The sequence below is a fragment of the Microcoleus sp. T3_D1 genome, from assembly GCF_036700405.1.
Taxonomy (GTDB): domain Bacteria; phylum Cyanobacteriota; class Cyanobacteriia; order Cyanobacteriales; family Microcoleaceae; genus Microcoleus.
Genome location: NZ_JAUBOV010000018.1, coordinates 88,716 through 108,227 on the forward strand (window position 1 = coordinate 88,716; position 19,512 = coordinate 108,227).

Consider the following 19,512-nt stretch of genomic DNA (forward strand, 5'->3'; position numbering starts at 1 on the left):
CGCGCATTTTGATACCAAGATTTTAATGTCTAGTGCCCTGTTGCTGTCTCTATCTTCGGGTAGTGAAACATGATTTTTGTTCCGGCTCGGGCTTCGTCAGCAGCCAAACCAGTGGGGGATTTTCTCGATCGACAAATGCGCCATCGCTTAACATTAAATAAATCCTCGCCGCAATTGATGAGTGCGATTACTGCTAAATTTGACCTAGCCTTCCAGACGCTTCCCTACCCTTCACCGAACCCTTGCGGGAAGATAGCTTTGCTAGCGCGTACCTTGATTAGAAGAATTAAGGGGAGTAATTTGTCAATAACTTTTAGAATTATTTAATATTTGCGCTGTGAGAATTATTGCCAGAGGCAATTCGTGAACGCTCTGTAATTAAAATTAGGCTCTCAAGTTTGAATTTTGTCAACTTCCCACAGATGTTATAATGAATGAAATTATCGCATTTGCTAAAAAGTCGATCGTGCTAGCAACTCCCCAACCCTCCTGGTGGAATTCAAAATTGTCACCAACGGCAGGAACTTTTTAGCCACCACATTATTCAAAAAGATTGAGCCTCCAAGCGCTGTGTCATTTTTATCTCCACGTAAGCAATCACCGACGACCATGAACACCTCAACCAACACCTCTAAATTTCGCCTAAACCGGATGCTGCGACAATCGCTGTTTGCAGGCATCATTTCTGCAGCAGCTTTAGCTAGCGGATGGGCGCCCGGTTTGTATGGACAATCCCCAAACCTCGTTTTCGGAGCAGCAGCCCAAGCTCAAGAGATTAGCAGCGAAGAAATTACTAGCTACGCTCGTGCTGTGTTGGCAATAGAACCCAGACGGGTGGAAGCTTATAACGAAATTAAAAAAATGGCTGGAGGCTCGGTTCCCAGAGTAGTGTGCAACGAAACTCAGCAAATTAACAGGCTGTCGGGAAATTTTCGTGGTATCGCAGTGAATTACTGCCAACAAGCTAAAAAAGCTATCGAAACCTATGGTTTGACAGTTAGTCGCTTCAACCAGATCACTTTGCTCCAGCAAGCGGATCCGGCAGTAAAACAGCAAATTCAAGCCGAGCTCCTGCGACTGCAACAAGCGGGCAATCAATAAGCTTGAGGGTTTGAGTCTTTCTTCCTCTCCCGTTCTATTAGACTTCTCCATAAAAGCTTGTTAAGGGCAGGCAGGATGCCTAAGCGCTACCTCCCCCCAACAATATATGGGAGATTTACATTGTTCGAGTTCCTAGACGGTAGGCAAATTTTTTGAAAAAAAAGCGATCGTCTGCGATAAAGTGCTTGACAAAATAACATAAATTTGGTAATAATGCCAGAACGGGAGCGGGCAGAGAGATGAATATTTTTCAACGGGCTGTAAATCGGAATGAGATATAGCGATCGCCAAGACGATTAAAACGTTTTTAATTCCTGAAACATGAGCTGAAGATTGGAACTTCTGTCTTCCTTATTCCTTCGGCTATAAAAAAGATATTCCTCAAAAACTAGATGTCAAGTGAATTGCTCTGAGGAATAGAATATAAAAATGCTAACATTCACAAAACATTTACCTGCAAATCCCGATGCTGTTGTCAGCTTTACTTTACCAATGACAGCGGACGATCGCACTCGCAGCCGCCACCGATTCGAGACGAATACGGGGGAAAAGCTCCAACTGAGTTTGCCCAGAGGTACGGTACTGCGCGATCGAGATTTATTGCAGTCGGACGACGGTAGCTGTTTGGTACTGGTAAGTGCAAAACCCGAATCGGTGCTGACAGCGCGGGCATCAAGTCCGCTGCTACTGATGCGGGCGGCGTATCATTTAGGAAACCGCCACGTAGCTTTAGAAATTGCCGATAATTATTTAAGACTTTCTCCCGACTCTGTGTTGCAGGGAATGCTACAAAAAATGGGTTTGGAAGTAACAGAGGAAATTGTGCCGTTTCAGCCAGAAATGGGCGCTTACGGGCACAGCCATTAGATTTTAGATTTTAGATTTTAGATTTTAGATTTACTTCCACCGATGAATCCGAGGGCTTATGACTAAATTGCTTTCGGCCATTCAAGAAGCAATAAGTCAACAGTCAACAGTCAACAGTCAACAGTCAACAGTCAACAGTCAACAGTCAACAGTCAACAGTCAACAGTCAACAGTGAACAATCAACTTTTATGTTTGTTACAGCTAGCTTTTGCACCTGTGGGAGCTTATAGTTATTCTGAGGGAATCGAAAGCCTGGTAGAAACCGGTGCGATCGACAGCGAGATTAATTTGAGGAAGTGGTTAGAAAATTCGCTGCAATTTGGGGCTGTGCGAGTAGAAGCCGCTGTGGTGGTAAGGGCTTTGAGGGCGGCCCAGATTGGGGATTTGACGGCTTTGAATTACTGGAATGCTTGGGCGACTGCTGCTAAGGAAACAGAAGAGTTGCGCTTGCAAAGTTGGCAAATGGGGCGGACTTTGGTCAGGCTGCTGCTGGATTTGCGTGAAGCGAAGCTATCCCGCAGGGAATCGCCCGTTGCTTCTGGGTTAACAACAATTGTAAAAGATTTGGTGGAATTGGGCGGCAATCAGTGCAATTTTGCGATCGGCTTTGGCATTGCCGCAGCCAACTGGCAGATTGAAGAGGAAGCGGCCGTGTTAGGATATTTGTACAGTTGGGCTGCCAATTTGGCGAGTGCGGGCGTGAAACTGATTCCCCTCGGTCAAACAGCAGGTCAACAGTTACTGTTAGATTTGCAGTCTCAAATTAGCTGTACGGCGCAAGAAGTTTTAAAATTAGAAGATGATGAGCTTGGCAGTTGCAGTTGGGGATTAGGACTCGCTAGCATGGCCCACGAAACTCAGTACACTCGGTTGTTTCGCAGTTGAAAATCAGCAAATCTAAAATCTAAACTCTAAAATCTAAAATCGCTATGGGTGCTTTTCGTGTAGGAATTGCTGGGCCGGTTGGTTCGGGGAAAACTGCTTTACTGGATGCTTTGTGCAAGGCGCTGCGGCAGCAATACCAGATTGCTGTTGTTACTAATGATATCTATACTCAGGAAGATGCCCAGTTTTTGGTTCGGAGTCAAGCTTTAGAGAGCGATCGAATTTTGGGCGTAGAAACGGGAGGCTGTCCCCACACAGCCATCCGCGAAGATGCTTCCATTAACTTAGTAGCTATAGAAGAGTTAGAACAAAAATTTACTGATTTAGATTTAGTGTTTGTAGAAAGCGGCGGCGATAACTTGGCGGCAACGTTTAGCCCGGAGTTAGTAGATTTAACTATTTACGTAATCGATGTCGCAGCAGGCGATAAAATTCCGCGCAAAGGCGGGCCAGGAATTACTAAATCTGATATGTTGGTAATTAATAAAACAGACCTCGCACCTTATGTAGGAGCAGATTTAGGCGTAATGGAACGGGACGCGAAAAAAATGCGTGGCGACAAACCTTTTGTTTTTACTAACTTGAAGACAAAGGAAGGATTAGAATCGGTAGTTAATTTTGTTAAATTGAATAGGGCATAGATTGAGAAAATATAGTATAATGTAAATAAAGTGACACGGCTCGCAATTCCCCGTGAAAACGTCTCCAGACAAATATAGTCTGCTTGAGTCGCGGGAGTGTCAAAAAAATCTCGTTCTAGTTTTGCCGTTTAATGACTACCAAGTAAGTTATGCTGAGTTGTTATGATGCAGCCGAATACTTTTTGGCTCAGGCAAGTGAAGATGCTGGCGATCTGATATCTAATCTCAAGCTTCAGAAATTGGTTTACTATGCTCAAGGCTTTCATTTAGCTTTGTACGATGAACCGCTATTTCCTGAAGCCATAGAAGCATGGACTCACGGGCCCGTTGTTCCTGATTTGTACCGTCACTATAAAAAGTATGGTACTGGTGCAATTCCATGTCCAGAATATATAAACTTTTCGATTTACGACGAAGAAACTAAGAGCCTGCTTGATGAAGTTTACTCTGTGTTTGGGCAGTTTGCTGCATGGAAGTTAAGCAACATGACACACGAAGAATATCCCTGGAAACTTGCTGCTCAAAATAGCGGAAAAATTACTCATCAATCCCTGAAAAAATACTTCAAGACTCAACTCAATTGTGAAGAAGCGTCTTAAGGCAAATCAACGCCAAGAAAAAGGGAAAAGGATTTCACCTAGAGAAATTGTTGATTTACCGCCAGAGCAGGAGTCACCTCTATTTTCTTTGCGATACATGAATAAAGATTACTCTCTTTCTCAATGCACAAAAGATGAAAAGGCTGCTTTTGCAGATACGCTCTACAAATTAAATCAGCTTACCTGGAGTGAGATTAATGCTTCTCCCCGTCACGGATTGGGCTACGAGAAGATAGCCCGAAGTTCCATTAGAGCACCTATTCCCAGCCATCTTAAGGATGATGTAAATTTTATTGCTTTTCGGTTTTGCGGGAAGGCTCCGATGGTTGGTTATCGGGATGGGGCTGTGTTTTATGTTATTTGGTTGGACAGGGGTTTTACGCTTTACCCTCATTAAAAAGAACTCGTTAAATTAGTGGCGGTGTCCAATTTTCGCTACCGCACCAGCAATTCCCTCACCAAATTAGCCAAACGTTCTGTACTGTCTCTCACTGCTAATTGAGAAGCTGCTTGAGACATTTTTTCCAAATAATCGGAATCTCTTAACAAATACAGCACCTTGCTTTGCAACACATCTGCTGTCAGTTCGCTTTGACGGAATACCACGGCGGCGCCAGATGCGGCAAATACTTCCGCATTAAATCTTTGGTGGTCGTCAGCGGCGTGAGGAAAAGGAATTAAAATAGAAGGTACTCCCGTTACTGCTAATTCTGTCAGAGCACTCGCGCCCGATCGACTAATTGCTAAATTTGCTCGCTGCAACAAACTCGCCACATTGTCGTAAAATGGCATCGACAAATATTGCTCGTGTTTCAAACTCTCAGCATCGGGGTCATTATTTCCGGTAAGGTGAACCACCCAAGCACCGGCATCAAACCAAGCCGGAGCACACTCGCGCACTAACTTATTGACTGCGACAGCACCTTGAGAGCCGCCCATGACTAAAATTACAGGTACGTTGTCAGGAATTGGCAAATTTAGAGGTTGGGGGGCGAGGAATTGCGATCGCACCGGCGTACCAGCAACCACAGTTTTGGCGCGGGGTAAATGCTGGGCTGCTGCTTCAAATCCGATCGCCACAGCAGTGCACAAAGGACTAAACCAGCGCGTCACCTTCCCCGGAATGGCATTAGATTCGTGGAGAATCACCGGCAAACCCAAAGAACGAGCCGCTAGAATTGCCGGTGCTGCGATGTAACCGCCGGTAGTAAAGACTCCCTGAAAATTTCCCGCTTTGAGCAACTTCCGCACATGAAGGATCGAGCCGACGAGTCCGCCCAAAATTCGCACTGTACCGAGTCCAAATCGCTGCTGAAAGCCTTCAACGGCGATCGTGTGGAGGGGGTAAAGGGATGAAACTAACTCGGTTTCCATGCGGTCTGGGACTCCCAGCCATTCGATCTGACAGTCGTTCAACTGACTAGCGGTGGCGATCGCGGGAAATAAATGTCCACCAGTGCCGCTAGCTGCAACCAACAACCGGAGGGGGGCTTTTGTCAAGGTTTTTGTTTCTTTTACAAGTACAAGTTCCACAGGTCAATCGATTTTATATTTGAGGTTTTAGATTATTATGCTTATTATTCCGGCAGTTTCAGCCAATTTTCAATCAGCAATCTAAAATTAGATTGTGCCGTGTCCGTCCTTCAGTTGTCAGTTTTCGTTGCAGGCGAACAGTTGCCCAAGCTACGACCCCTGACAAATAACCAAATTATCACCTAATGCGTAATTTTTTGAATTTAGTGCCAAGTGCATCTCAGTATTTTTCCGGCCGTCGGGACGAAAAAGCCGATCCGGCGATCGTTTTTGGCTTTAACTGCGGGCAGTCGATCGCTCAAATGTTGTTATGTTTAACAGTGGTAAGTGCTGGCGTGCTGCATCCGAGTGCGGCAAGAGCGATCGGTGCGATCGCGGCGACTCCCCAAACGATCGCCCAAACAAGAGCAAATGCGCCTGCCCCACTCACAAAAGTGCTAACAGAAATTGACGCAGCGGCCAACCGGCGCGATGTCAAAGCAGTCATGGCATTTTACAGCCCGAATTTCACTCATTCTGACGGCTTAAACAGCCGCATCATGGAAAAAGCCCTCACCCAACTCTGGGAGCGATATCCGAGTTTAAATTACCGCACCGAGATCAAATCTTGGAAAACCGAAGGTAGCGCGATTCTTGCAGAAACCATAACTACAATTGCCGGCACTCAAAAAAAGGATGGCAGAGAATTAACTCTCAAAGCTACCATCCGTTCCCAGCAGCGCTTTGAAGGTGAAAAAATAGTTAGTCAAGAGATTTTAGCAGAACAAACTCAGCTTAGTTCTGGCAATAATCCTCCCACAATTGAAGTAAATTTGCCGGAGCAAGTTAAGGTAGGCGAAGATTACTATTTTGATGCCATTGTGCGAGAGCCGATCGGCGATGATATTTTAATAGGGACTGTTTTGGAGGAACCCATTACCGAAAAAACCTTTTTTAATCCCTCAGAAGTCGAGCTAGAGTTGCTAAATTCTGGGGGAATTTTTAAAGTAGGTAAAGCTCCGGCTACGCCCGAAAATCGGTGGGTTTCAGCAGTTTTGATGCGACAAGGTGGAATTGCAACAGTTAGTGTGCGATTGCGGGTTGTCAAGTAATAAAATAGGTGTTATGGGTTATTTGAGTAATTTCTGTAGTGGCGGTTTAAGTAAAATCTCTAATACAAATGAGAGAACCCGGTAAACCTGCCCCTACAAGAATTATGGTTAATTGACCCGACTTAATCTTATACCCACTAAAAACTACGTTTTTTCCTCTTCTTTCCTCTCTCTGCGCCCTCTGCGCCCTCTGCGGTTAATACATCTTCCTTATTATTAAAAATGATTTCTATCCAAAACCAAATTGTTTTCATTACAGGTGCCAGTAGCGGTATCGGAGCAGCCTGTGCCAAGATATTCGCCAAAGGTGGAGCCAAACTAATTTTAGCAGCCCGCCGTCTTGAAAAGCTCGATCGACTGGCAAACGAACTTGTAGAAACAAAATCCATCGCGTCGGCGAACGAGATTTATTTGCTAGAATTGGACGTGCGCGATCGCCCGCAAGTCGAATCGGCGATAGCGGCGCTTCCCGATGCCTGGAAAAAAATCGATATTCTCATTAACAATGCCGGATTGAGCCGTGGTTTAGACAAACTGCACGAAGGCAACTTTCAAGATTGGGAAGAAATGATTGATACCAATGTTAAAGGGTTGCTTTACATGACTCGTGCGATCGTGCCGGGAATGGTAAGCCGAGGCCGCGGCCACGTAGTGAATATCGGGTCAATAGCAGGCCGCCAAGCTTATCCGAAAGGTAATGTTTATTGCGCTTCCAAAGCAGCAGTGAGAGCTATTTCTGAAGGGTTAAAACAAGACCTTTTGGGAACACCAGTGCGGGTGACGGAAATAGAGCCTGGTTTGGTGGAAACAGAATTTAGTAATGTCCGGTTTCACGGCGATGCAGAAAAAGCCAAAAATGTCTATCAAGGATTGACACCGCTGACTGCGGACGATGTAGCCGATGTCGTGTATTTTTGCGCGACGCGATCGCCCCACGTCAATATTAGCGAAGTCTTGCTAGTTCCGACAGACCAAGCTAGTGCAACTCTGGTTCACCGAAAAGAGTTGTGAGTTGTGAGTTTTGATACCAAATCCTACTTAAATATCCCCTTTATTTCTTAGTCCCTATATGCTCAGACTTCGTTTCTGTAGGAAAGGTTCCCACCGCTGAGTGTTATGAGGGATTTCTCAGCATGATTGGGTATGAAGTGTGAATTCAACAGTTCTGGATAGTTAAATCTTTTCCGGTTGACTCAATTTTTTTTAAGTATATAAAAATCAAACAAATAATTGGCATTTTTTGAGTAATTTCACATAGAACTATTCCGGACATCAGGATTGTAGCTAGTAAATCTCACCAGAGAGATAAACCTCTGGATAGATATCCCCCCATTTGAGATGACAGGCTATGTCCCAAGTAACAAATTCCACCCCACCCCTAAGCGTTGAACAGAACGCTCTTGGGGGTCTAATTATCCAAGGCTCGCCGGATTTACCAAACAGAATTAACGGCGACATCGGTTCCGATCAAATCAATCTAGGCTCTGGCAATGACGAAGTTGCCGGTTTAGGTGGCGAAGACATCATTTTGGGTTTCGGCGGCGATGACGTTTTGAGAGGCGGCGATGGAAATGATGTTGTAAACGCTGGAGAAGGCAACGATTCTGTGTTCGGCGGAGAAGGCATCGATACCATGTTCGGCGGCAAAGGTGATGATGTAGTCGATGGTGGTGCTGGCAATGATGTTCTCTCGGCCAACCAAGGAGCAGATACTATTAGTGGCGGAGAAGGCATCGATACCGTGTTCGGCGGCAAAGGCGATGATGTCGTCGATGGCGGCATCGGCGATGACGCTGTTTTTGGCGACATAGGCAATGACACCGTAAGTGGTGGCAGTGGCAATGACTTCGCAAGTGGTGGCGAAGGCAATGATGTCGTCAGCGGTGGCGAAGGCAATGATGGTGTGTACGGCGGTAAAGGTGAGGATGTAGTTGATGGCGGTCCTGGAGATGACCTGGTAAGTGGCAATCAGGGAAATGACACTATAACAGGTGGTGAGGGCAATAATTCCTTGTACGGCGGTAAAGGCAATGACTTGCTATTAGGCGGTACTGGTAACGATATTATTTCTGGCAACAGAGGAAATGACACCCTCACAGGTGGTGCCGGGGCGGATACATTCCGTTTCGAGTTTGTCGGGGCAGATAATATGGATACGCTGACCGATTTTAATCCTACAGAAGATAAAATTCAGCTTGACCAAGCTGTGTTTAATGCTTTGATACCGGGCAATCTAACTGGCAACCAATTTATTACCGACCCCAATTTCAATCCCAACACTCCTGGGGCAGCGGGCGCGGCTAATGTCATCTACAACCCGGTTGACGGTTCGCTGTACTACCGCAATCTAAACGGTCAAATATCGATCGTCGCTCAAGTAGGTAATAACCTGAATCTGGGGTCGAATAACTTTGAAATCATTTAAAGTTTATCCCGATTGAGGGTGGATCTATCATTAATATAATTTAAACATTAGCGGCTGGCGAAAAACTCACCAAAAAAATAAGTGAGCGGGCTTCACCAATCAGAAAATTGGTTAATGACTTGAGTGCCTGATGTCAGTTAGGGCTAGCGACGGCTGCAATTTACCTTTTAAAATTACTAATTTAATTAAGTATGCTCAGCACCCAAGGGACAGAACAAAATTCCAATTTAGTAGAAGCTTTTGCCAAAATGGGTTTGCTGTGCGAGCAGGCGGGAAAGATAGAAGATGCTGCTTTTCACTACCAGCAGGCACTGGCTCTCGGAAAAAACAGCCTCGAATTGCAGCACAATTTGGGTAGAGTTCTGCAACAGCAGGGGGATTTTACAGGAGCGATCGGCAGCTACCGACAGGCACTGGCTGTCAACCCAGATGACGTTCAAGCTCACTACAATATAGGCGTTGCCGTTCACCAGCAAGGAAGGATAGAAGCAGGGATTTACAGTTACCAGCAAGCGATATCTTGCTGGAAAAAAAGCTCTCAACCAGCTCTTTTATCCTACGCGGTAAATGCCTACAGCAATTGGGGCTGCCTTCTGGTGCAGGAGGGCAAAGTTGACGAAGCAATTGTGGTTTTTCAAGCGGGAATAGCTGTGGCGCCCGATGATGCTGCTCTGTACAATAATTTAGGTATTGCTCAGTTACAACTGGGGAAGCCAGAGGAAGCGATCGCCCTTTGCCGCCGCGCGATCGAGTTGCAGCCAGAATTAGTCATGGCCCGTTACAATTTGGGCAAAGCATTCCAAAGATTGGGGCTGCATACTTTTGCAATAGAATGTTTTGAGTTGGTAATTAGCAAAGATCCCGATCTGGTTTCGGCATACAGCGATCGGGCCGTTTCTTTGATGGCACAAGGCAATTTAGCTGAGGCAATGCTATGTTGGCAAAAGGCTATTGCCCTGCAAAGCGAGTTTGTTGATGGTTTTTGCCGCCAAGTAGAGATGCGGTTGACTTCCGTACAAGAACTTAATGAACTCGATCGCTCTCAAATAGCCTGTGTGCGATTTCTGAAGCAACTTCAAGGAAAGGACGGCTCTGGTTACGCCATTTCTAGTCTTGCTAACAATCCGCTTCATCTTTCATCATTGCTTATCGATTTAGCAGAGACTTACTTCCATTTGGGAAACGCCTTATTCGAGTACGGCGGGTACGAACAAGCAGAAAGCTATTACCAAAAAGCTTTACAAATTCAACCTAAGAATGCGGATATTTACTTGCGGCTGGCTCATTGCTTGAGTCAGCAAAAACGATTTTCGGCAGCGATTGTAGTTTACCACATGGTGCGGGCAATTGCGGGCGATCGCTCGGATGTTTCCGAACAGTTGCAGGCTGTATTGAAAAAACAGCAGGAGTTGATTCATTCTCCCTCAGCCCGCCAAGGGTTGAAACCCCTGGTTAATAGAGAAAGTCCACTAAAGTGGGCTAAAGAACGGTTTTTTAGTCCTCTTAAACAGAAGCGGATTCATTCTCCCTCAGCCCGCCAGGGGTTGAAACCCCTGGCTAATAGCGAAAGTCCACTAAAGTGGACTAAAGAGTGGGATTTTAGTCCTCTTCAGAGGACTTCAGCTATGAGACAGGGAATTCATTCCCTGTCGGAGTGCGACTCTGACTCTCACTTGGGAAGCATGAAACACCCCTCCACTGTTAACGGCAATAAAAATCCCAAATCGGAATGTCAGGGCTTAGATTGTCAGCGGTGTCTCAAGCGGATTTTCAGACAGTTTGAGCCTGTGCATTTAGGTAATGGCGTATATTCTTGTACTCAGCAGGGAGAGACTGCTGTTGAGTCGCCGGAAACATTTGTGACTTCACTCCCAAACGGGCGGGCTTGGATTGTACCGCAGAAAAATTCTTGGATGATTTGCAATGCTATTGCTATTATCGATTCTGGCGATCGGCTTTTACCCGAACTTTCCCGCGAATATCCGGGTGAGTTGCCGGGATGCGAAAATAAACATTCTACTCAGCACAGGTTTCTGAATTTAAAACCGGAAGAATTGCCACCTTTAGAAAAGATAGACGGTACGGTGGCGGTATTGGCTGGACTTTCGGGAAATGTCTATTTTCACTGGATGGTGGATATTTTGCCCCGGATTGAAGTTCTGCAGCGTTGGGGGATAAATCTGGAAGAGATAGATTCGTTTTTGGTTAATAGCTGCCAGCAGCCTTTTCAGCGAGAAACCCTGAAAGCATTAGGAATTCCTGAATATAAAATTATAGAGAGCGATCGCCATCCTTACATTCAAGCCAAACAATTAATTGTTCCCTCTTTTCCTGGATATCTGGGCTGGCTGTCGCCGCAGGGGCTTGAGTTTTTGAGGCGGGTTTTTTTAAATGAAAAATTTAAACAACTCTGTAGTGCAAACATCTTTCTCGCTAGAGGTACACAGGTAAGCGAGCAAGACGATCGCAAATATATTTATCCAGAACGCATCTATATCAGCCGCAGCCAATCCAGCTACCGACGAGTAATCAATGAAGAACAGGTTATACAATTTTTAAGGGGATTTGGTTTTGTTTCAGTGCTACTAGAAACTATGAGTGTGGAGGAGCAAATAGCATTATTTTCTCGCGCCCAAGCTATCGTAGCGCCTCACGGTAGCGGTCTGACAAATATTATCTTTTGTGGTTCAGAAACAAAAGTAATTGAGCTAGTCTCTCCCAATTATATCAGGCACTACTATTGGGCGATATCTCAGCAGGTAAATCTAGAACATTATTATGTAATAGGAGAGAGCTTTAATTGTGGCCAAATTCGACATTTAATGTATCAAAATCCATTGACGGAAGATATTTTAGTCAATTTGAACTCTCTCAAAAAAATGCTGGAAGAGACCAATCTATTTAGTTCAAAAAATTCCCTAGATTTAAGATTTCTGGAAAACCCTAAAAATCCTACAGCAATTATGAACCAAGAATCAGCAGATTATTTCCAAAAACGGGCAGAATTTTATTTAGAACAAGGTAAGTTAAGCGATGCTGTAGCGGCTTGCGAGCAAGCCCTGAAGCAGAAACCAGATTTTGCACCAGCTTACAAAACGTTGGGCAAGATTAGTCAAGTACAAGGTAATTTAACTAAGGCAAAGCATTGGTACGTGAAAGCTCTGGAAATTCAGCCGGATTTTGCAGAAGTTTATACTAATCTTGCTACTCTGTACACCCAAGAGAAAAATTGGGAGCGGGCTTTAATGTGTTATCAAAAAGCAAATTCCGCTCAGGTAGAAGATACAAAAACTAATAGCATTCAAGGTGTTTTAGCCTTCAACCCTGGCGATATTGAAGTCTACATTCAAGGTGCAGAAGCGTTTTATGCTCAAAGGAAATTTGAGCAGGCGGCGGCGGCTTGCCAGCGAGTTATCCAAGTTAAACCAGATGCGAGGGCTTATAAAATTTGGGGTAATGCTAGGCAAGCTCAAGGCAAGGTAGAGGAGGCGAAAAATTGCTATGCTAAGGCGATTGAACTCGATCCTGATTTTGCTGAAGCTTATACTAATTTGGGGACGCTTTATGCTCAGGAACAGCAGTGGCAATCTGCGATCGCATTTTACCAAAAAGCGATCGCCCTTCAGCCGAATTTAGCATCAACTTACCGAAATTTAGCTCGCGTGTGGGCGCAAATGGGTCAGCTATCGGAGGCTGACGAGTGCTGGTTTAAAGCGTATTCTCTAGAACCTGCCAAGGCCACTCCTGAAGAACACATTCATCTGGGCGATAACTTTTTGAGGCAGAATCAGGTAACGCAGGCTATACGCTGCTACTGCCATGCTATCGAGTTAAACCCCAATTCAAACGAAGCTTACCAACAGTTAGGAAATGCTCTCAAAGCTCAAAAAAAGGTGCAGGAAGAAGTTGCTAGTTATCGAAAGATAATTGAACGTCCTGCTAACATTTTTGGGGATTTGTTCAAGACAGTAGTTGTGAGTTTTAATCCCAAATCTGAGTCACCTCAGAATCCCCAAACATCTAGTTTGCCGGCTAATGTTGCAGCTAACTCCTTGCAACTCGATTCCACAATCTCTGCTGAAAAACCTCGCGTACAGTTGCAGCAACAGGCAACAATTCCGGCTGTACCGCAACAGTTAAATACGATCGCCCTTGCGGAAAATTCTGCACCTGCCGCTCAAAACTCGGCTGAGGTTTTGTCGCCTGTGACAGTTGTTGATAGCGGTTTTACGGCGGATTTTCGGCAACCAGAAACGGCTGATGACTGCATTCAGCGGGCGGGATCTTATTGCGCTCAAAAACAATTCGAGCCTGCTATTGCTGAGTGCAAGCGAGCTCTTGAAATCCAACCAGATGCGGTGGCTGCTTACAAACTGTGGGGCAAGATTTTGCAAGTGCAAGGGAATATAGAAGAGGCGATCGAGTGCTATAAAAAAGCCGTCCAAATTAAGTCTAACGATGCAGATATTTACGTAAATCTTGGCACATTGTATGCTATGGCAAAACAGCTATCGCCGGCAATTGCTTGCTACCAAAAAGCGATTGCTATCCAACCGAATTTAGCACCAGCTTACCGGAATTTGGCTAGGGTGTGGACGCAGCAGGGCAAACAGGAAGAGGCGAACGAGTGCTGGTACGAAGCTTATTCTTTGGAACCGGAAAAGGTATCGCCAGATCAGCATTTTAAATTGGGCAACCTTTTGTTTAAGCAAAATCAAATTACTTATGCGATCGCCTGTTACCGCCGCGCGATCGAGTTAAATCCGAATTTAACTGCGGCTTACCAAAATCTGGCGACAGCGTTAAAAAAGCAAGGCAAGTTAGATGAAGCTGCTGTCTGTTTGGAGAAAGTGGCAGCACTTAACGGCAACGCTTCGGTATCTGGCAGTAAAGCAGCAGATACTTTTGCCCATGCGACGCGGGTAAAGGGCGATCGCAACAGTCACCAACCTGCTGCCGCTGTGGAAGCTGGGGATGCGATCGCTTCTGGGGCACTAGCAAACAATCTGAATAACGGTCATTCAAAATCCGCCGAAAGTCTAACATTATCCGCACTCGATAGCGGTAATAGTAACAGCGGCAAACCTGTAGCGATCGTCAATTCTGTCAGTGCAGAAACATACATCAAACAGGCAGAATCTTATTACGCGCAGGGGAAATTTGAAGAAGCGATCGCGGAGTGCAAGCGATCTATTGAAATCCAACCGGATGCAGCATTTGCCTACAAGATTGCGGGGAATGCTACCCAAGCTATGGGCAAAGCAGAGGCCGCGAGGTATTGGTACGTTCAAGCCCTGGAAATCGAGCCGGATTTTGCTGAAGTTCGCGCGAATTTAGGCAGCCTTTACGCTCAGCAGAAACAGTGGCAAAAGTCAATTGCTTGTTACCAAGAAGCAATTAAAATTAAACCTAATTTAGCATCGGCTTACCGGAATTTAGCGAGGGTATTTGTGCAGTCCGGTCAGCCGCAAGCAGGGGCAGAATGCTGGTATGAAGCTCTCACTCTCGATATCAATTGGGCAAAGCCTGATGAACACTTTACTCTGGGCAATACTTTGTTAGAACTGGGTCAGTTGGAGCGGGCTATTTCGTGTTACCGGCGGGCGATTCAGTTGCAGCCGAGTTATGCGGATGCTTATCACAATTTAGGGGAGGTTTTGAGCGTTATGGGACAGTGCGAAGAGGCGATCGCGGCTTACCGACAAGCGATCGATCTGAACCCAAATTTCGATGCACCTCATTACGGTTTGGGGAAAGCTTGGGCAAGTCTAGATAGGCGCGAAGAGGCGATCGCCTGTTATCGGAGAGCGATCGAGTTAAATCCCAATTTGGTTCAAGCTTATCAAAGTTTGGGGGATGTTTTGGACAGTTGGGGTCAGTTGGATGAGGCGATCGGATGTTATGAAAAAACTATTGAGTTGAAACCGGATATCTGGGAAGTTCACCACAAATTAGGGGATGCTTTGCAAGAAAAAGGCGAGATTGATGAGGCGATCGAGGCTTACAACCGCGCCATTGAACTAAGCAAAGTTTAGAAATTTTCCGGATACCTCGCTAGGTAGATGAAAAATAAATTCAACTGCGTTAACCGTCTCAAATTACAACAGGTACAGGGTATGAGTAACCAATCCAAGATCATTGCATTTCCAGCCAATAATCATTCAAATTTATCCGACTTACACCAAAATAGTGAACTTTTACCTCCTCAATTAGTGAGCTTAAAAAAGGTTGACTCCGAATCTGGGGAACCGGATAGGAAGCGAGAAAAGCATTCTTACGGGAGTGTGGGAGCTAATTTCAATGCTGCTAAACCTCACTACAGCTTAGGGAAAGCTTTGGCTAAAAAGGGGGAGTGCGAGAAAGCTATTTATTCCTACCGTAAAGCTTTAGAGATCGACTCTAATTCAGCAGAAATTTATCAGAGTTTAGGGGATACTCTTGTTAAAACTGGTGAGTTGGATGAAGCAGTAATAGTTTATCAGAAAGCTATCGAACTTCAGCCTAGTTTGTGGAAAGTTCACCACAATTTAGGGGATATTTGGCAAGGACAAGGAAGGTTAGATGAGGCGGTTGCTGCATATCGTCTGGCTATTAAGTTGAATCCTGATTTTTGTTGGTCGCACAACAATTTAGGGGATGTTTTGATTAAGCAGGAGAAATGGGAAGAGGCGGCGGTGGCTTATGGACGTGCGATCGAGCTAAATCCCGACTTCCATTGGTCTCACTATAATTTGGGCGAGGCTTTGGTGGAGTTGGAGAGGTGGGAGGAGGCGATCGGGGCTTATCGAAGGGCGATCGAGTTGAAGGCAGATTTGCCGTTGGTTAATGAAAAACTGGGAGAGGCACTGCAAAAGCAAAGTCAGTTTTATGCACGGGAAGCGATAAAGCGGTATCGTCAGGCGATTGAGGAAAATCCTAACGATGTAGAACTTTACCATAAGGCACTGGAAGTCGATCTCCGCGATGCAGAACTCTATATGGGTTTAGGTAACGCTTTAGCGTTACGCGGACAAATAGATGAGGCGATCGCCTTTTATCGGATCGGACTGCAAGTTAAACCTGATGAATATCGCATTAATTGGCAATTAAAGAATGTCTTGGCTCAGAAAGATCGAGCATTTACACATTCTCTCGAAGTCCTGAAATACCTGAGTCTGAAACGTCCTGAACCAATTGTCCTCAAGACCAGCGTTAATCCTGTCATCTCGATTATTATTCCCGTATATAACCAAATACTCTACACTTTTAATTGCCTGCGATCGCTCGCCCATACAATGGATGGTTCCCTCCCATTCGAGGTAATTGTCATCGATGACTGTTCCAAAGATGATACGCAGCAAGTGTTCGAGATGGTCTCAGGAATTGTGACAGCTAGAAATCCTGAAAATCTTGGATTTATTGGATCTTGCAATAGGGGAGCATCGCTAGCTAAAGGTGAGTATTTAGTATTTTTAAATAACGATACAGTTGTCCTGCCAAACTGTTTCATCGAACTGATAGAAACCTTCAAAATAGTACCTGATGCTGGCTTAGTTGGTGCCAAGTTAATTTATCCTGACGGTCAACTTCAAGAAGCAGGCGGGATTATTTGGCAGGATGCTTCTGCTTGGAATTACGGTCGATGTGACGATCCCAATAAACTAGAATATTGTTACTTGCGGGAAGTAGATTACTGTTCAGGTGCTTGTATCATGCTGCCCAAGCAGCTATTTGAGCAGCTAGGCGGTTTTGATAGCTATTATAAGCCAGCCTATTGTGAAGATACCGACTTAGCATTTCAAGTAAAGCAAGCTGGTTATAAAGTTTTATATCAGCCTTTAGCTCAAGTCGTTCATTTTGAGGGTGTTTCGTCAGGCAGAGATACTAAAAAAGGTGTGAAAAAGTATCAAGTTATCAATCAACAAAAGTTCCGCGAAAGGTGGCAAACCATCTTGAGGAAACATCGTCCCAATGGATTAAACCCTTATTTCGAGAAAGAAAGAAATGTGCGGCAGCGGATTTTAGTCATAGATGCTTGTCCTTTAACGCCAGACCAAGATTCAGGCTCGATAACAGCCGTCAATCATTTAAAGATATTTCAATCGCTGTCTTATAAAGTCACCTTCGCACCTGATAACTTATTGTACGACCCCAAGTACACGGCAGATTTACAGCGATTTGGAGTCGAGTGTTTGTACGCTCCCTATGTTACTTCTCTCAAAGAGCATTTAAAAACTCACGGTCATCTTTACAATCTTGTTTATTTGACGCGAGCAGAAGTAGCCTTTAAATACATTGACGAGGTTAAAAACTTTTGCCCCCAAGCAAAGGTAATTTACGACACTGTAGATTTGCACTACGTGCGAGAGCAAAGACAAGCGCAAATCCAAAACAGTGCTGAACTTGCAGCCCGAGCTGAGAAGACAAAATTTAGAGAACTATCAGTGGCTGCAAAGGCCGATTTTACCCTTGTAGTAACAGAAAAAGAGAGAGATGTCTTACTTCAAGAAAATTCCCAGCTTAAAGTTATCACGTACCCAAGTTCTCGCGATATTTATGGTTCTGCTAGGGGGTTTGCAGAAAGAAAAGACATTTTATTTATTGGAGGGTTTCGGCATACACCCAATGTTGATGCCATGCTTTATTTTACTTCAGATATTTTCCCATTGATTAAGCGGAAACTCAAGGGTATCAATCTGTATATAATAGGTGGTGAGCCACCAGAGACAATTAGGAATCTTGCATCTAATGACATAATTGTAACTGGTCACTTACCCGACATTTCTGAGCATTTTAATCACTGTAAGCTATCTGTTGCTCCTTTAAGATATGGGGCTGGAATTAAGGGCAAAATATTGAGTAGCATGAGTTATGGAGTGCCAGTTGTAGCCACATCAATCGCGAGTGAAGGGATGCAGCTTCGCCACCAATTTGAGGTCGCGATCGCAGATATTCCCCATGAATTTGCTGAGATGGTTGTTATGCTTTACAACAATCAATCTTTGTGGGATGAGCTATCAACTAATTCGACAAATTTTGTCAAGACGCGCTATTCTTTGGATGCAGCAAAACAAAGTTTCAAAGAAATGCTAACCAGTTGAATTTAGTAAAAACAATCGAGGCAGACACCTATCATACTCTCACCGCACCGACATTGAAGTCCCATACCTTACATTAAGAAACCTGAAATGAGTGCCCAGTAATCATTTCAGGTTTTTTTCCTAATTTACAATCCTTAAATTTGCTTGAATATCTGGGGAATTTGAATTGGAAGTTTTTTCCAGCTAGACAGTCCAGATTGCCTTGGTTAGGCATCTTTTGTATTTTGTCCGGAGCTGGAGCCTCAGCTTAATTGTGAATGAAAGCTGACATAATTTAATTAAATCGGCAAAAACACTTCCTGTTAGCCGATCGCCATCGGGTATCGATCGGTATTCTCGAAACTTGACACCTGAAACAGAGCCATTCTTGGCATTAAATAGAGAGTGACTTTGATATACTCCCCGCCCTTTTAGGGCGAGGATTCTTAACGGTTCAGTGAGATGCGCTTGACTGGTGATTTGTGTTCTATTCGGTCGATCTCCATCCAATCATCTTGTCTCAAGTAGTGACCGCCGCACGCGCATTTTCATTTCTATTTTTGAAGTAGCTTTGCCACTCTTATTGGTATCTCTGGGTGTTTTCCCAATTCAGCTACATAAAGCAAGTGCATTGTTCCAAACCACTCTAACGCAACCAAACAATCGCAGATCAACTGCGTTGGGGGTCGGTTGTGAGGTAGAAACGGTAGGGGTATCTTACTTTGATGGATTGCTGAAAATTACATACTCTATTATACTATATTGACAGAAGCTTTCAGGACAATCTACAAACATCACTTGAAATCCTCCTGCAAAGTTAATTTTTATGCCTTCCAGGGAAATAATTTTGTAAACCAACAACAGAAAGTAACTTCAACAAATTTGAGGAATCCACTAAAAAATCTTCGGCACCTAAAGCAGAAAATTTATTGTCAGATGCAGATAACGAAGCTGTTTCTCGGTAACGCTTTCCAATCAAATAGTAATGTTCCAATGAGCATTGATTGCATAATGTCCAATAGCACTCATTGATGTAGGATGGAGAGAAAAGTTCAATAATTTGAGTCCCCGGCTGACAAAAGATAATGTTTGTAAGACCAGAACCATGAGGACTAACAACAATTTGGGCACTAGCCATCAATTGAGCCTGCTCTGTGACTGACATAGCCTCTAGAAATACCAGGGTAAACGCATCTAAATTAAGTTGACAGAAAATCATATTTGTGCATCAGTTTTTTTTTATAAAACAATTCTTAAAACTCTTAAATCTGATGCAATTAACCCAGTTAAAATCGAGCTTTAAGGACTTC

14 protein-coding genes are annotated in these 19,512 nt (G+C 44.4%); 12 read left to right on the top strand and 2 right to left on the bottom strand.

Going from position 1 to position 19,512, the window contains the following annotated elements:
• Positions 1 to 69 precede the first annotated feature (69 nt).
• The 7 genes from QT992_RS10845 (at position 70) to QT992_RS10875 (ending at position 4,491) form a co-directional block, all read left to right on the top strand.
• Positions 70 to 327, top strand: a complete 258-nt coding sequence (locus QT992_RS10845) for a hypothetical protein (RefSeq protein ID WP_333316946.1) — start codon at positions 70 to 72, stop codon at positions 325 to 327.
• 282 nt (positions 328 to 609) lie between these two features.
• Positions 610 to 1,101, top strand: coding sequence for a DUF4168 domain-containing protein (locus QT992_RS10850; RefSeq protein ID WP_333287392.1), 492 nt, complete (start codon positions 610 to 612; stop codon positions 1,099 to 1,101).
• A gap of 429 nt (positions 1,102 to 1,530) precedes the next feature.
• Positions 1,531 to 1,968 (top strand): urease accessory protein UreE, encoded by a 438-nt coding sequence (gene ureE, locus QT992_RS10855; RefSeq protein ID WP_333316948.1) that lies wholly within the window; start codon positions 1,531 to 1,533, stop codon positions 1,966 to 1,968.
• 172 nt (positions 1,969 to 2,140) lie between these two features.
• Entirely contained in the window at positions 2,141 to 2,854 is a 714-nt protein-coding gene (locus tag QT992_RS10860) for an urease accessory protein UreF (RefSeq protein WP_333317025.1), read from the top strand.
• A 44-nt stretch (positions 2,855 to 2,898) separates the two neighbouring features.
• Complete coding sequence (ureG, locus tag QT992_RS10865) at positions 2,899 to 3,495, top strand: urease accessory protein UreG (RefSeq protein ID WP_333316950.1); 597 nt, start codon at positions 2,899 to 2,901, stop codon at positions 3,493 to 3,495.
• Positions 3,496 to 3,644: 149 nt separating this feature from the next.
• Entirely contained in the window at positions 3,645 to 4,094 is a 450-nt protein-coding gene (locus tag QT992_RS10870; RefSeq protein WP_333316952.1) for a type II toxin-antitoxin system antitoxin SocA domain-containing protein, read from the top strand.
• Entirely contained in the window at positions 4,078 to 4,491 is a 414-nt protein-coding gene (locus QT992_RS10875; RefSeq protein ID WP_333316954.1) for a hypothetical protein, read from the top strand. The genes QT992_RS10870 and QT992_RS10875 overlap by 17 nt, the downstream gene beginning before the upstream one ends.
• A 38-nt stretch (positions 4,492 to 4,529) precedes the next feature.
• Here the strand turns inward: QT992_RS10875 and murG are convergent, their stop codons facing one another.
• A complete protein-coding gene (gene murG, locus QT992_RS10880; RefSeq protein WP_333376987.1) occupies positions 4,530 to 5,594 on the bottom strand; it encodes an undecaprenyldiphospho-muramoylpentapeptide beta-N-acetylglucosaminyltransferase in 1,065 nt (354 codons plus the stop codon).
• Between the two features lie 218 nt (positions 5,595 to 5,812).
• Between murG and QT992_RS10885 the strand changes: the two genes are divergently transcribed.
• The 5 genes from QT992_RS10885 (at position 5,813) to QT992_RS10905 (ending at position 18,223) form a co-directional block, all read left to right on the top strand.
• Positions 5,813 to 6,718: a nuclear transport factor 2 family protein gene (locus tag QT992_RS10885; RefSeq protein WP_333341657.1), complete on the top strand. Its 906-nt coding sequence runs from the start codon at positions 5,813 to 5,815 to the stop codon at positions 6,716 to 6,718.
• A gap of 222 nt (positions 6,719 to 6,940) precedes the next feature.
• Entirely contained in the window at positions 6,941 to 7,729 is a 789-nt protein-coding gene (locus QT992_RS10890) for an SDR family oxidoreductase (RefSeq protein WP_333341659.1), read from the top strand.
• A gap of 337 nt (positions 7,730 to 8,066) precedes the next feature.
• Positions 8,067 to 9,143 (top strand): calcium-binding protein, encoded by a 1,077-nt coding sequence (locus QT992_RS10895; RefSeq protein WP_333376989.1) that lies wholly within the window; start codon positions 8,067 to 8,069, stop codon positions 9,141 to 9,143.
• A gap of 191 nt (positions 9,144 to 9,334) precedes the next feature.
• Positions 9,335 to 15,178, top strand: a complete 5,844-nt coding sequence (locus QT992_RS10900; protein WP_333376991.1) for a tetratricopeptide repeat protein — start codon at positions 9,335 to 9,337, stop codon at positions 15,176 to 15,178.
• 81 nt (positions 15,179 to 15,259) lie between these two features.
• Positions 15,260 to 18,223 (top strand): tetratricopeptide repeat protein, encoded by a 2,964-nt coding sequence (locus QT992_RS10905; protein WP_333316964.1) that lies wholly within the window; start codon positions 15,260 to 15,262, stop codon positions 18,221 to 18,223.
• A 796-nt stretch (positions 18,224 to 19,019) separates the two neighbouring features.
• Here the strand turns inward: QT992_RS10905 and QT992_RS10910 are convergent.
• Positions 19,020 to 19,421 (bottom strand): glycosyltransferase family 61 protein, encoded by a 402-nt coding sequence (locus tag QT992_RS10910; protein WP_333341663.1) that lies wholly within the window; start codon positions 19,419 to 19,421, stop codon positions 19,020 to 19,022.
• Positions 19,422 to 19,512 lie beyond the last annotated feature (91 nt).